We start from the raw sequence: 14,870 nt of genomic DNA on the forward strand, positions 1-14,870 counted from the left end.
GTATTAAATTCTCAACAATAGTCATCACAATCGTCATTTGTTGTTGAAGATACACGAATTTGTTGATTCTGAAGTACTTTTAACGTAATATCAACTACCATTTTTTCTTCAAGTTGGGTAAAAACCCCTTCACCGATAGGGGCATCCTTTGACAAATGAGATCGATCGATTGCTTCATCCCACTCAATAATATGACTTGTAACTAACTCACAAAATGGTAATTCATTATAATACTGAGTGGAATTTTGATGGAATTGAGAAAGATCGCTTGATAGAAATTCATCTTTTTCCGGAAATCCGCTTGGCAATGACTCCGATATCAAGAAGTCAAATTCACTTCGCTTGTTAATTGCAGGTTGAACAGGTTTTCTCAAGTAGTGTTTGATTTCCGTTACACAACTAAATGGAACATCAACTGTTAGGGAATTTATGCTGGAAGAAATGGTTTTTATATCACAATCGGGTTCTGTCATTGGGCTCGCATATTGAATATTTTTTCGCACAAACCCTTTTATAAATAATTTATCCGTTGGCAGAAGCAATCTGCATTGTACTATTTTAATCTGTTTTTTCACATCTTTTATTTCCAAGACAGGCTTAGGAAATTTAATACATGCATCTAAATTTACTTGTACCGTGAGTTCGGCTAACACTACCGGAACTTTTGTATATATTTTCCCAATACTTACATGGGGTTTATGAGGTTTATTATCACACTCATTTAAATTTGACGGGAATTTACATACATCATTTTTTTTATCTTCGTACATCTTGCCCCTCCTAAATATCAATTAGTGCATCATATGCGGGCTAAATGCCCATCCTCTGGGCGAATACCTATTGTTATATTTAGCATGAAATTAATAAGTACAGGCACGTGTGGGCTATTGTTCTGCATACAATTAAAAATGAGAGGTGAGTGAAATATGGAAGGGAAAAACCTTCTTGCAGTAGATTGTGGGAATAGCTGGTATAAAGCTTTATCATCTGATGATGGTTATTATCGGGATTATCAGATTCCAAATGCAATCTCTTTATACGATGAGGAGTTCCATGAAAAGCCTTATGATGAGGGAGATATCAAATTTGAAGAAAATCTGATTGTTGAACTCAAAAGTCATGCCGTCATCGATAAAAGGGAAATATTCTATATTGGCAAGGCAGCCACTAAAAAACGTGATGTAAGCTTAACCGGATTCAATAATCAAAAAGTCGAGGAAGACCGCACTTATATTCTCTTATTTGGTTTAGCTGCATTTCATGCCATTTGCTTAAATCCTGAGGAAACCGAAATAAATTATCACATTGATCAATTAGCGGTATCACTGCCAACTACTCAATATAAGGAAATGAAAGATAAGTTTAGACAACGGTTGTCAGGGGCTCATACAGTGATTTTTCATAAAGTACCAGGTGTTACAGAACCGAAAGAAATAACAGTTAAATTGTATGTAGAAGATGTCATTATCGGAGCGGAAGGTGCCTGTGCATACCTTGGATTAACACGAGATCAAGAGACACTGGGAATCAAAGATGATGAACTAGTTAGGGATTCACAGAAAGGAATTATCATTGGAGATTTAGGAGGGGATTCTGTTGATTTCGTCGGAATCAAGAATAATAAACCAGTTGCTTCTGTAGAAGGAGAAACATTTGGCATTAATCAATTCCTCGATAATATTATTCAAAAGGTTAGTAAAAATGAATTATATAAATTTGATTCTCGTGCAGAATTAGAGGAAAAATTGGCTGCCGGACAATCAGAATGGTATGTAGAGCCTTTTGCAGGTGTTAGAAAAGATATAAGTAAATATATTGTTCCACAATTAAAATCAATGGCCATCAAGTACTTGGAGTATTTTGACAGGGTCAGAAGCAGTTCCAGCGAAATCAAGGGAGCTACGCGGTATATTGCAGTCGGAGGTGCTGCCAAACTAGCGCAGAAGCAAATTCTCGAGGTTGCTGTTCGATGGGCTGATAGAGGTCGTCCAATTCAATTGACATTCCCTGAAAATATGGAGAAATTAAACGTTCATGGTCTGATGATCCTTGCGAAAATGAAGCAGCTTAAAACAGAACAAAAAAATGAAAACCTCATCTCTGTGAGAAGTTAAAGGATGATGGAAATGTCTAAATTATATACAGATTATTCCAATCAAACAGCACTAACAGTCCCCTCACATTTTATCGATGTTAAAAGCGGAGAGTCTCATGAGGTTTCAACAGAAATCTTTGATCAAATCGAATATCATACTGAAAATCAGACCCTCATTCATTTAGTATTATCTGCTCTAACAGAATATTTTCACCCAACTAAAAAGAGGGAGCTAAATGAAGATATCTTAAAGGAACTAATCGAAATTAAACAAATGTTGCATCGACATCCTGTAGATAACGCATATGTAAGTATTCCAAAGAAAAAGGCCCAGCTAAAATCAACTGAGGTAGATTTAAAAGAAGTTGATGATATTCTAGATGATTTTGGAGGATAAAGTGTATAGGTGAACTTTAGGGCAGAGTTCACCTATTATTAGGACAATAATGTTTTTATAGTCGTACAGCCGGCAAGGTAGTAACACCACAGAAACAAGATAAATCAACAGTGATGCAAATCCCTGTTTTCATTAAATCACTAACATATTGATGATTGATTTGCTCACAAGGGCTATGGAACTTATCACATCGATCTCTTTTTGGTTTAAACGTTAAAAGTTCTAATTCAGCACAATCCCCTTTTAAATCTCTGATCTTAAAAATAAAGCTAGTAATACATACGAATTTTTTGTCCTTAAATCCCGCCGGACAAACCGTTACGCCTTCACCTTTAAATGGTTCACACCCACAATACAGAATAACAGGGATTGTATTTTTACTAAATTTCTTAGGCTCTTTTTCTTCTAAACGTTCTTCAAACGATTCGTCGCATGGAGAACATTTCTTATCATGTTCTTTCTCAACTTTTCTCTGTGCTTTTAAAATCGCTTCAAGAATTTCTTCTACACAACCTTCCTCTTTGCCCTTATGGCAATTACAATTACCTTTGAAATGCCCTTCTTCTTTGTAGTTTGGAAAATATTCCTGATTATAACTGCTCTCTTTTTCCTGGTTATACATGCCTTTCACTCCCCATAAATAATAATTATTCTTTTTATCTTATGGGTAGGTAAAGTATTGTGTTTAAACACTTTGCCTATTGAAGGTAAATTTAACATGCAGTGCTTATGCATTCTACTCTTTCTTATATACCGTACAATTTGCTTCGTGCTTTTATGATAGGAGTTTTTTCAATTATCATTAGCTCACAATCATATGACTTGTCAATTGTTGACTTATCAACTAAAATAAAAACCTATTCCAATTTCAACAAAGAAGGGTGAAAAAAATGTTACAACAAAAATCAGCTTTAGAAAAATTAATGGAAGAACGTAAATCAGTTCGTAAATATGAACCCGGTGTTGCGATTCCTCGCGAGACAATTCAACATATACTTCAACAGGCAACAACAGCTCCATCATCAAGTAACCTGCAGCCTTGGCGCTTCCTTGTTATTGACGATGCTGAGCAGAAGAAAGAGTTGCGCATTGCTGGATTTAATCAGGAGCAAATCGAAACATCATCAGCAATTATTGCGGTAATCGGCGATATTGAAATGTATAAAAACGCTAAGCAAATTAACGATTTAAATGTTGAGTTAGGTTATATGCCACGTGAGATTGCTGATATGATGATTTCAAATTCTGAAACGGCATATAGCAGTTTTTCTGATGCTGAACGCAGTAATATTGCCCATTTAGATTCAGGTTTAATTTCTATGCAAATAGTACTTTTAGCGAAGGATATGGGCTATGATACAGTAATTATGGGAGGCTTTGATAAAGCTGCATTTGCTAAAAGATATGAGCTGCCTGCAAATGAAGTGCCGATGATTTTAATCGCTATCGGAAAGGCTGCTATGCCAGCTCGTAATTCATCACGCTTACCATTCGAACAAATTATTCGTTTCTCTAGCTAATGGTATTACAGGTTCCTTTACCTGACAGGTGTAATTTAAATCATAGAGTTTGAAATTTTTTATACTTTATCCGAATGAACGGAAATGCTACCATATAGGGATAGATACCTAGAACGAAGAGTAATCAATGTAAGGAGGGTTAGTATGGAAGTTTGTTTGGATGATAAAAAACAGATGATCATGATGTTAAAAAGATTAGACCGTCATGTAACACAAATTTTTGAAAAAAGAACAGATATCAGTTTGACGAGATATGAAATTTTAGTTTCTTTAATAAAAAAAGGAAGCGTTACACAAAAGGTCCTGCAACAATCCTTAGCTATTGACCAAGCGGCAATTACACGCCATTTAAAGCTGCTTGAAGAACAGCAATATGTCGAGCGTAAACGCAATGAAAAGAACAACCGAGAAGTACTTGTAACGATTTCCGATAAAGGACGAGCATTACTTGAAGGTTGCACAATGTTTAAAGATCAGTTTCTGAATGATCTCTATGAGGATTTTTCGGATAGCGAATTACAGCAGCTTAAGCAATTTCTTACACGCTTAAATGATAATGTAGATAATCTTTAACAGTTGCATAACAGTGAAGAAAGAAGAACGATTTCCTCCAGCCGGGATTTCGTTCTTCTTTTTTATTGCCTTCCACTACTGGGACGTTCTTAAAGCATCTAACGTTTAAACAATTTAATCTATTACGAACATTTTTAAATGAGAATGTTTATCATCTATGATATACTATAACTATAAAGAAAATAATCATTATTTAAGGAGAATGTATTATGCAAATATACTGGACGAAAATAAATAAAATCATTGAAGAAACACCAGAAGTAAAAACGTTTTTACTGGATCTTCCTGAAGGCTTCACATGGGAGGAAGGAGCGCATACACATCTTGCTTTAGAAGGCTTCAATGCCGGTGATCAGCCAAATAAAAGCTTAGTTCGTCATATGTCCATCTCCACATTACCAAATGAGAAGACTGTCGGCATTACAACTCGCATAAGAGAACTGTGCTCTGAGTTTAAATCGATCTTAAGAAATCTGGAAGTCGGCGATAAAGTTGCACTGTTTAAAATCCATTCCAATGTACCGCTGAAAAGAGAAGATAAGAATATTTACTTGTTATCTTCAGGTGTAGGTCTTGCAACGTTCAGACCGCTTGTACTAACTTATTTGGAACGCCCTGATAACATCAACCGCATTCATTCTCTTACTATCGATTCAACAAAAGATTACTTATTTACTGATGTTTTTGAATCTGCACCTGATAAAAATTTCACATCACAATATGTTGATAATCGAAAAGATTACTATGAAGAAGTGAAAAAACTTGCCGCAGATCAAGATGGTCTATTTTATGTTGTCGGCAGTGATGAGTTTATTTTGCAAAACATTGACGTGTTGCGTGAACAAGGTATTAAACAAGAACAAATTGTCCTTGATAAACGCGAACGACAATTACCTAATTTCTTCCCGGTAGAATCTACAATTTAATTGATAATATAAAACGGGGCTATCCGAAAAAGTATTCTACTTTTCGGATAGCCCCGTTTTTAATCTTTATTTTATACTAACTCCAACCATGCCACCGCTTCACAGTGCGTCGTGTGCGGGAACATATCAACCGGTTGTACTTCTTTTGTTTTATATCCACCATCTTCTAAAATGCGGAGGTCGCGCGCAAGTGTTGCCGGGTTGCATGATACGTACACTGCACGCTTCGGTTTTTGCTCGATGATTGTATTCAGTAGCGCTTCATCACAGCCTTTACGCGGTGGATCGACTACTAATACATCTGCTTCTTTACCTTCTTTATACCAGCGGGGAATGACTTCCTCTGCCGGACCTGCTTCGAAATATGTGTTTGTAAAGCCGTTTAGTGCGGCATTGCGTTTTGCGTCCTCGATAGCCTGCTCAACAATTTCAACGCCCATTACATGACCAGCCTTTTGGGCTAAAAATAGTGAAATGGATCCGATGCCGCAGTATGCGTCGATTACGCGTTCATTGCCTGTCAGCTGTGCATAATCGAGTGCTTGTTTATAAAGCACTTCTGTTTGAACAGGGTTGACTTGATAAAACGAGCGTGCCGAAATTTCAAAGCGGACATTGCCGATTGTATCTTCAATTGTATCCTTGCCCCAAAGCGTGAATGTATCATTGCCGAAAATTACATTTGTCTTCTCGCCATTAACATTTTGCACAATGGACGTGACATTAGGAATATGTGCTCGGATTTTTTCGATTGCCGCGCTAGCCTGCGGGAATTTCTTAGACTTTGTTACAAGTACGACCATCACTTCGCCTGTTGCACGCCCTTTACGAACGACAACGTGACGCAGCATGCCTTGATGGTATTTTTCATCATATGGACGCACACCTAAAATCTCTAATTCACGTTTCAAGTCTGCCATGACCACATCGGCTTCCCCTGTTTGAATTAAACAACGTTCCATATCAACGATTGAGTGTGACTTCGTTTTATAGAAGCCTGCCACCATCTGCCCTACTTCGTTTTGCGCGAAAGGTATTTGTGATTTGTTGCGGTAATGCCAAGGCTCTTCCATCCCTTTTACAGGAAGGACAGGTGCATCGATTTTACCAAGACGCTTCATCACATTTGCGACCATATTTTGTTTCCATTTTAATTGTCCCTCATAAGAAAGATGCTGTAATTGGCATCCCCCACATTGCGAGAAATAGACACATGGAGCTTCTACACGATCGGGTGACTTTTCCAGTATATTTACAACTTTTGCAAAGCCATAATTTTTTAATGTTTTCATAACATGAATCTCGGCAGTTTCTCCAGGAAGTGCCCCTTGTATAAATAATGGATAGCCATCAATTTTCGCGACGCCATTGCCATCATGTGTTAAATCTTCTATATAAACTGTTTGACGATCATTTTTTTTAATTGGTGCAGACATGTTCATTTCTTCCTCTCATTTCAATCACTTTATTGTACCACGCTCCATATATTTTGCACTTATTATACTTTCTACTAATGTTCTGACTAATCCCAATTATTACTTTTGTTCTAGTATTCAGTAAGTATTACCTATATAATTTACCTTATAGCTCTAATAATTCTACTAATTTCAAGGAGAAGAAAAAATATGTCAGTTCGCAAAAAACTTAATATAGGCTTTATTTTAATCGGGATGATTCTTCTACTTTCAATTGGATTTGCAACCGTTCAGTTTTTCCGTATCGGTGATGAAGTTTCCAAAGCTGTTGATGTACAGATGGCACAGGTTACCCGTATTAATGATATTCAGCAGCACATATTATCCCAAGGAATTTATGCACGTGCCTATGCAGTAGACCCTTCTCAAAATAATTTGGATTTACTAAACAGCCATACAACAAGCCTCGTCCAATTAATTGAAGAGGTACAAGGTGAAAATATTTTAGCAGAAGCTACACCGGTTATTACTAACTTAAAGGATCAATCAGAAATAATCTCTGAGCAAATGGATAAGATCATCTCATCTGTACAAGCCCGCGATATATCATCCGCTCTTTCAATGGTGAATGGCGATTATACATATACGAGCGTGTTCACGAGCGAACTTGCGGAGAAAGTGGAACAAATCGAAAACAAAGAGCTTGATAAAGTGGTAAACAATACGAAAGATATGATCTCCCTTTCTACGATTTTGTCGATTATTTTCATTATTATTACGCTTATCGTCATCGGCTTTTATATGATTTATACGAAATACGGTATTACACAGCGTCTCCAATCCATTACAAATGATCTGGAACAAATCGCTGATGGAAACATTAAAGTTTTACATAAGCCGGTTCATACAAAAGATGAATTCGGTATGCTGTCGAATGCATTCATTTCATTGCAGCGTAATTTTGAGGATTTGTTAATAAGTATTCAGCAAAATGCAAATCAGCTTAGCAATTCGGCCGATGCACTTATGGCAAACAGCGGGACGATTTCTTCGGAAACTGCCCACATTAAAGAATTGATCGAGCATACTGCACAGACAGCCTCAATGATGACAATTGGGGCAAATGAAAGTGCACTTGCTGTAGATGAGACTGCACAGGGCATTAATTCGATTGCACGTGCAACACAGGACCTGCATAGTGGTGCTGTCACATTAACGCAGTTCGCCAATGATGGGGTAAAAATTATTGATGAAGCGATGCAGCAAATGGAAACAGTACATGCATCGACTCAATCAATTTCCAACCTTTCGAATGTTTTAATCGAACAGTCGGGACAAATCAGCACAATTACGAAAGCTATTACTGATATCGCGGATCAGACAAATCTGCTTGCCTTAAATGCTGCCATTGAAGCGGCTAGAGCTGGTGAACATGGGAAAGGCTTTGCTGTAGTTGCAGATGAAGTGCGCAAACTCGCGGAGCAATCCAAAAAGTCGGCAAATGAAATTGTTCATTTAACCGAAACGATTCAGCACAATTCCCAAAATGTTGGCGAAGCTGTGGAAAGCAGTCTTAAGTGTGCTACTGATGGAGTTGTTGTCATCGATCGTGCCGGTCAGTCATTCCATACGATTACCGACAATATTTACAATATAACGGAGCGTGTAGAACATATTTCTGCTACATCACAGCAAATTTCAGCAAGCTCTGAAGAAGTCGCCGCTTCAGTCATCGAAATTTCGCAAGGTACAGAAAAAACGATGATGGATGTAGAGCAAGTTGCCAATGCGACTCAACTGCAAACTGAAATTGTCGTTGAAATGGAAGAGCTGTCTAAACGTTTAGCTAATCAGGCAAAACAGCTCCAACAAAGCATGGATAAATTTACATTGTAGAATGATTACCTTCACTTTAACGGTTTCTAATTGTTGAAGTGGAGGTTTTTTAGAAGTTTCTCATGGGATATTAGAACGGTTTTTCGTTTATTAAAAAAGAATTCAACAGGGGGTTTAGGTTGCTCTCTTCTTATGAGATTGTGCGGATATTAGAACAATGGGGAGCTTTATTAGAAAATGTTGAAAGGATATTAGAACATTTGGTCAGTTTATTTGAACATCTTGGCCCGATATTAGAAGATCAAGCAAATATATTAGATCTTCCACCTTTTATTAGAACTTAATTTATTTTATTAGAACATTTTAGTGATATATTAGAAATCCGCTTGCTCGCTCGCTCCCCTGCCCCCCAACTCTCCCTCCAAAACAAAAAACTCACAAGGGTATTCCACTACCCTTGCAAGCTTTAGTTAAATTACTTCTTCATCCGTTTCAATTTCACGAATTTTATCGATTGGCACGAATACTTCAATATGCCGCTTTAAATTTTGGAAAACAGCTGGTGCATCGCCGCCGTATTCCCCGTCCAGATTTAAATGAACTTCCTGATCAGATGATACGACAACACGACTAGCTTTTCGGTAAACGACACGTTCATCGGATAAATGCTCGCCACGTAATGCCAGTGAAGCAATACGTATGAAATCGGCTATATTACATTCCTTTAAAATCATAACGGTAAACAGCCCGTCATTGATCGATGCATCGGGCGCAATTTTTTCGAAACCGCCTACTGAATTTGTTAAGCCGCATAAAAACATCATCGCTTTTCCATCAAATTCTTCATCATCCATTTGGATTTTCATATGCGTCGCTTTAATAGAAGGAATCATTTCAATCGCCTTCAAATAATACGCCATTTGCCCAAGTACCGTTTTCATTCTGCTCGGTACTTCGTATGTCAGCTCGGTAATTCGCCCGCCTGCAGCAATGTTGATAAAGTAGCGGTCTTCATTCAAAATGCCGACATCAACAGGTATCGTATCCCCTGCTACAATAATGTTCAGCGCTTCCTCGACATTTCGCGGAATTCGAACAGCCCGTGCAAAGTCATTTGTCGTCCCCATTGGAATCAAACCGAGCTTCGGCCGTTTTTCACATTGACTAACACCTGCGACTACCTCATTTAACGTACCGTCACCGCCAACCGCAATTACGACATCGAATTCGCGTCTTACGGCTTCGATAGCAGCTTTAGTTGCATCACCTTCGCCAGTCGTTGCATGGCATGAAGTTTCGTATCCAGCTATTTCAAGTTTCTCCAATACTTCTGGAAGATGCCTCTTAAATGCTTCACGGCCCGAAGTTGGGTTATATATAATTCTCGCTCTTTTCATATTGATCTCATCCTGATTAATTATATTTTTCATCCTGTCCAAAGTATACTGCTGTATGTTTTAGAAAAGCAACAATAGTACCCGGTATATTCTCTTCAATAATACGCTTAAAATAGAAAAAAGTTCCTACTATATTATATAGTAAGAACTCTTAAAAGTAACAGGTTAAGTAAAAATTATATTGCTGAGCTTACCTTATTTTTAAAATCTTCATATACGTAGCCCCACAGCTTTGAATCGTTTACATATTGTCCGCGCATATTTTCGTATACCGCTTTTTGTGCTTCTTCAAATGACGGATCTTCTTTATCCGGTAATGTCGCACGTAAATCAGTTACAAGCTGCTGTAATTGCGGTGCACGTGGTCCCCATGTAGTAATTACTTCCCCGGCTTCATTTAAAACTAAATACATTGGAATAGCTCGTCCGCCATTTGTTAAATAACGATCGATCAAATCTGTATCCGCATCACGTAATGCCGTACGAATTTCCACATCTGCCGCTTCCGCTACTTTACGGATGATTGGGTTGTTAATCATTGCATCACCGCACCAGTCTTCCGTGATAGCTAAAATATGGACATTAGCATTTTTCAGTTTTTCAATAAAAGCTGCATCTTCCGGAAGTTCAAAGCTCTCATAAATCGCAAAGCTTTGTTCTTTCAGTTGAGACATTGCGTCCATATATTCCTTCATTGATGTGCTCTCTTCAAAATATTGTTGTTCAGTTTTCATATATATACCACCTTTCATTTCTCTCTTCTATTTTGCACGTTTTAAAGAAAAAAAGAAAGTTTTATGTGTCAAAATTGTTACACAATAATACAATTCTAAATTTTCAAAATAACCTGTATAAAACAGCAAATATTTAATATTTTCGAGAATATAAAATCAATTAAAATTTTATCCAAATAATAATACATTATAATAAAATAATTAAAAATTTTCTTAATTATTTTATTTATTAATATCTATAAAATATTTTTAATGCAGTATATATTTCTCATAAATATTCTGATATATTAAAATAACGCACCAAAAAATTATCAGAAAATTTAATTTACATGATTTTCTAGGAGGGTTATTTATGAAACGCAATAAAAAGGTCGCATTGACTGCTACAGCACTTTCATTATCTGCATTACTTGCAGCTTGTGGTGGTGGAGAAGAAACGAAATCTACATCATCTGGAGATGGTGAAAAAGAATTGGATTTACTGATCACTTCGGAGCCGCCTTCATTACATCCTCAATTGGCTTCAGATTCAACTTCCGGTGCTATTTTAGAAAGCACATTTGAAGGTTTAACAACAATGGTTGAAGGTGAGCCGGTTTTAGCTGCTGCTGAAGACTATAAAGTATCTGATGATCTTTTAACTTACACGTTCACTTTACGCGACGCACAATGGTCGAATGGCGAAAAAGTAACGGCTGAAGATTTTGCATACGCTTGGAAATGGGCATTAAACCCGGAAAATGCGTCAGATTATTCTTCAATCCTTTACCCAATTAAAGGAGCAGAAGCTTACAATAATGGTACTGGCTCTGCAGAAGATGTAGGCGTTAAAGCAATCGACGAAAAAACGTTAGAAGTAACATTAAATGCTCCAACTCCATATTTCTTGGAGTTAACAGCATTCAAAACGTTCTACCCAATCCATAAAGCAACAGCTGAAGCGGATCCAAAATGGTACACAGAAGCAGATACTTATGTATCGAATGGTGCATTCAACTTAACCACTTGGAACCACTCAGGCGATATCGTTTTAGAGAAAAGCGATACTTACTGGGATACTGAAAACGTAGATATCGATACAGTAAACATTGCAATGGTTGAGTCAGAAACAACTCAAATGACAATGTTTGACGCTGGAGAAATCGATTTCCTAGGCGCTCCTTACGGGACAATTTCTCTTGATGCAATCGACCGTTTAAAATCAGAAGACAAATTAAACGTTTCTGATATGTCATCTATTTACTGGTACAAGTTCAATACAAAAGATCCAGTAATGCAAAACGAAAACATTCGTAAAGCATTGGCATTGTCAATCGACCGTGAAGGCTTAATTAGTAATGTAATAAAAGGTGAACAACAACCTGCATTAGGTATCGTGCCAAACTCTGTAGAGGGCTTCGGCGATGATGAAGGATACTTCAAAGATGCTGATTTCGAAGAAGCGAAGAAATATTTAGATGCTGGTTTGAAAGAATTAGGCTTAGCCAGCGCTAAAGATTTAGAAGTAAAAGTTTCATACAACACTTCTGAAGCACACTCTGCTATCGCACAATTCATTCAGCAAGGCTGGTCATCGAATTTAGGTATTACTGTTAAACTTGATAACTCGGAATGGCAAGTATACTTGGATAAAATCAGCAATGGCGATTACCAAATTGGTCGTCTTGGCTGGGGCGCTGACTACAATGATGCGTACACATTCCTTGAAATGTACAACTCTGCTGAAAACGGCAATAACCAAACTGGTTGGTCAAACGATGAGTACACTGCATTATTAAATGAGTCAATCACTGAAACAGATCCGGAAAAACGTACGGAAAAATTATTAGCTGCAGAAGCTGTAATTATGGAAGATATGCCAGTTGCACCAATCTACTACAACACTAACTTAAACGTTGTATCTGATGAAGTAGAAAATATGGCTCCGGATGCTTTAGGTAATATTAACCTTAAGTACGTTAAAGTGAAGTAATTTTAACTAGTTAGTATTTACTCCTGCGATGGTCAAAAAATTAAATCATCGTAAATAGGGAGTGCCTCGAAATTATATTTCGGGCACTCCCTTTCATAGTTTTATCGAATTTTCAAAATAGTATAAAAAGGAGGTACGGACATTGCTTAACTTTATTATTAAACGATTACTCTATATCGTACTTGCAATGTACTTAATTATTACAGCGACGTTCTTCTTAATGCAGCTTGCTCCCGGTAGCCCGTTTACGAGCGAACGTGAATTGCCACCTGCTATCGAAGAACAGTTAAACGCGAAATACGGGTTGGATAATCCTTGGTATATCCAATATAAAGACTATTTAGTAGACACGATGACATTTGATTTTGGGGAGTCGATGAAATACAAAGGCCGTTCCACAAATGACATTATCGCAGAAAGCTTCCCTGTATCCCTTGCTTTAGGTCTTCAGGCGATGGTTTTAGCTATTGGGCTTGGTGTTTTACTCGGTGTTGTTTCTGCACTGTATCATAATCGCTTCGGAGATTATGCCGCAACAATTTTTGCAATATTAGGGATTTCAGTTCCTTCATTCATTTTAGCCGGACTATTACAGTATTACTTGGCATTTGAAGCTGGCTGGTTCCCGGTAAGTGGCTGGAAAGGATTCGCCTATACGATTTTACCTTCGTTGGCAATCGCCGTTACCCATGCCGGATTTATCGCTAAACTTACGCGTTCAAGTATGTTGGAGCAAAACAATAGTGAGTATGTAAAGCTTGCTCGTGCAAAAGGTCTAGGAAAATGGACAATTGTGTTCAAGCACTCTTTACGTAATGCATTATTGCCGGTTGTAACGTATTTAGGTCCACTATTTGCCGGTGTTATTACAGGTTCGTTCGTCATTGAACAAATTTTTGCGGTACCAGGACTTGGCCGCCATTTCGTAACTAGTATTACAAACCGTGACTATACGGTAATTATGGGTACGACAGTGTTCTATTCATTAATTTTATTACTGGCTGTATTAATCGTAGACATTTTATACAGTGTCATCGATCCACGTATTAAATTGAAAGGAGCGAAAAAATAATGGCTCAAAACGAACAGCAAATACCAAAAGTATCAGCTGACATGTTTGATGTTGTCGGTCGTTCAGAAAATACAGATGCCCTTTCTAAAAAGCAAGTATCTTATTGGAAAGAAGTATTTTATCGCTTCTCTCATAACAAGTTAGCTGTAGTCGGGTTAATCCTTCTTATTATTATTGCAGGATTTGCAATTTTCGCGCCGATGTTCTCTTCTTATACATATGAACAGAATGTTGGTCTCTACAATACTGCTCCTTCTGCAACACATTGGTTCGGTACGGATGACCTTGCGCGTGATATTTTCGTACGTGCATGGGAAGGCGCTCGAATTTCATTATTCATAGGTATTACTGCCGCTGTAATTGATTTGATTATCGGTGTTTTATGGGGAAGTATTGCTGGTTTGGCAGGTGGTCGTGTCGATAACATTATGATGCGTATCGCAGATGTATTAACTGCAATCCCTTATTTATTAGTAGTAATTATTTTATTGGTAATTATGGAGCCTGGTTTAGTTCCTATGATTATCGCCCTTTCCATTACCGGTTGGGTAAACATGGCGCGAATTGTACGAAGTGAAGTACTGAAAATTAAAAATCAGGAGTACGTACTTGCTGCTCGTACATTAGGCGCAAATCAATGGCACATCATTAAACGTCACTTAATCCCAAATGCAATGGGTGCTATTTTAGTAACAATGACAATGACTATTCCAAGTGCAATTTTCACAGAGAGTTTCTTAAGCTACTTAGGTTTAGGGGTTCAGGCTCCTTTAGCCAGCTGGGGTACGATGGCCTCTGAAGGTTTCAAAGCACTTCAATCTGCACCATGGCGATTATTGTTCCCTGCAGCTTTAATCTCGATTACAATTTTCGCATTTAACGCAGTTGGAGACGGCTTACGTGACGCACTTGATCCGAAATTACGTAAATAAG

15 protein-coding genes are annotated in these 14,870 nt (G+C 37.6%); 10 read left to right on the forward strand and 5 right to left on the reverse strand.

All coding sequences use genetic code 11. The features are described from left to right. Positions 1 to 11: 11 nt before the first annotated feature. Positions 12 to 770: a CsxC family protein gene (locus B5473_RS03660; protein ID WP_079523713.1), complete on the reverse strand. Its 759-nt coding sequence runs from the start codon at positions 768 to 770 to the stop codon at positions 12 to 14. A 156-nt stretch (positions 771 to 926) separates the two neighbouring features. Here B5473_RS03660 and B5473_RS03665 point away from each other — a divergent pair, with 156 nt between their 5' ends. Then, complete coding sequence (locus B5473_RS03665; protein WP_079523714.1) at positions 927 to 2,114, forward strand: ParM/StbA family protein; 1,188 nt, start codon at positions 927 to 929, stop codon at positions 2,112 to 2,114. 12 nt (positions 2,115 to 2,126) lie between these two features. Continuing rightward, positions 2,127 to 2,492 (forward strand): dehydrogenase, encoded by a 366-nt coding sequence (locus B5473_RS03670; RefSeq protein ID WP_079523784.1) that lies wholly within the window; start codon positions 2,127 to 2,129, stop codon positions 2,490 to 2,492. Between the two features lie 55 nt (positions 2,493 to 2,547). Here the strand turns inward: B5473_RS03670 and B5473_RS03675 are convergent, their stop codons facing one another. Further along, entirely contained in the window at positions 2,548 to 3,114 is a 567-nt protein-coding gene (locus tag B5473_RS03675; protein WP_079523715.1) for a CotY/CotZ family spore coat protein, read from the reverse strand. A 268-nt stretch (positions 3,115 to 3,382) separates the two neighbouring features. Between B5473_RS03675 and B5473_RS03680 the strand changes: the two genes are divergently transcribed. The 3 genes from B5473_RS03680 to B5473_RS03690 all read left to right on the forward strand — a co-directional run bounded on the left by B5473_RS03680 (position 3,383) and on the right by B5473_RS03690 (position 5,511). Next, positions 3,383 to 4,012 carry a nitroreductase family protein gene (locus tag B5473_RS03680; RefSeq protein WP_079523716.1) on the forward strand — a complete coding sequence of 210 codons (630 nt, stop codon included), beginning with the start codon at positions 3,383 to 3,385 and terminating at the stop codon, positions 4,010 to 4,012. A 144-nt stretch (positions 4,013 to 4,156) separates the two neighbouring features. Next, positions 4,157 to 4,585 carry a MarR family winged helix-turn-helix transcriptional regulator gene (locus B5473_RS03685; protein ID WP_079523717.1) on the forward strand — a complete coding sequence of 143 codons (429 nt, stop codon included), beginning with the start codon at positions 4,157 to 4,159 and terminating at the stop codon, positions 4,583 to 4,585. Positions 4,586 to 4,794: 209 nt separating this feature from the next. After that, positions 4,795 to 5,511 (forward strand): FAD-dependent oxidoreductase, encoded by a 717-nt coding sequence (locus tag B5473_RS03690; protein ID WP_079523718.1) that lies wholly within the window; start codon positions 4,795 to 4,797, stop codon positions 5,509 to 5,511. 71 nt (positions 5,512 to 5,582) lie between these two features. On the opposite strand, the gene rlmD is transcribed toward B5473_RS03690, so the two are convergent. Then, on the reverse strand, positions 5,583 to 6,947 hold the full coding sequence (gene rlmD / locus B5473_RS03695) for a 23S rRNA (uracil(1939)-C(5))-methyltransferase RlmD (RefSeq protein WP_079523719.1): 1,365 nt from the start codon (positions 6,945 to 6,947) through the stop codon (positions 5,583 to 5,585). Positions 6,948 to 7,136: 189 nt separating this feature from the next. Between rlmD and B5473_RS03700 the strand changes: the two genes are divergently transcribed. Both B5473_RS03700 and B5473_RS20585 read left to right on the forward strand, forming a co-directional pair. Beyond that, a complete protein-coding gene (locus tag B5473_RS03700) occupies positions 7,137 to 8,822 on the forward strand; it encodes a methyl-accepting chemotaxis protein (protein WP_079523720.1) in 1,686 nt (561 codons plus the stop codon). 140 nt (positions 8,823 to 8,962) lie between these two features. After that, positions 8,963 to 9,106, forward strand: coding sequence for a hypothetical protein (locus B5473_RS20585; protein ID WP_176142010.1), 144 nt, complete (start codon positions 8,963 to 8,965; stop codon positions 9,104 to 9,106). Between the two features lie 126 nt (positions 9,107 to 9,232). Here B5473_RS20585 and B5473_RS03705 read toward each other — a convergent pair whose 3' ends face one another. After that, complete coding sequence (locus B5473_RS03705; protein WP_079523721.1) at positions 9,233 to 10,159, reverse strand: diacylglycerol kinase; 927 nt, start codon at positions 10,157 to 10,159, stop codon at positions 9,233 to 9,235. Between the two features lie 176 nt (positions 10,160 to 10,335). Next, complete coding sequence (locus tag B5473_RS03710) at positions 10,336 to 10,893, reverse strand: thioredoxin family protein (protein ID WP_079523722.1); 558 nt, start codon at positions 10,891 to 10,893, stop codon at positions 10,336 to 10,338. A 352-nt stretch (positions 10,894 to 11,245) separates the two neighbouring features. Here B5473_RS03710 and B5473_RS03715 point away from each other — a divergent pair, with 352 nt between their 5' ends. From B5473_RS03715 to B5473_RS03725, 3 genes are all read left to right on the forward strand, one after another. After that, positions 11,246 to 12,865 carry a peptide ABC transporter substrate-binding protein gene (locus tag B5473_RS03715; RefSeq protein ID WP_079523723.1) on the forward strand — a complete coding sequence of 540 codons (1,620 nt, stop codon included), beginning with the start codon at positions 11,246 to 11,248 and terminating at the stop codon, positions 12,863 to 12,865. Positions 12,866 to 13,007: 142 nt separating this feature from the next. Next, positions 13,008 to 13,937, forward strand: coding sequence for an ABC transporter permease (locus tag B5473_RS03720; RefSeq protein ID WP_008405519.1), 930 nt, complete (start codon positions 13,008 to 13,010; stop codon positions 13,935 to 13,937). Then, positions 13,937 to 14,869, forward strand: coding sequence for an ABC transporter permease (locus tag B5473_RS03725; protein ID WP_079523724.1), 933 nt, complete (start codon positions 13,937 to 13,939; stop codon positions 14,867 to 14,869). Before B5473_RS03720 ends, B5473_RS03725 begins: the two co-directional genes overlap by 1 nt. Position 14,870 lies beyond the last annotated feature (1 nt).

The sequence above is a fragment of the Solibacillus isronensis genome, assembly GCF_900168685.1.
Classification (GTDB): Bacteria; Bacillota; Bacilli; order Bacillales_A; family Planococcaceae; genus Solibacillus; species Solibacillus isronensis_A.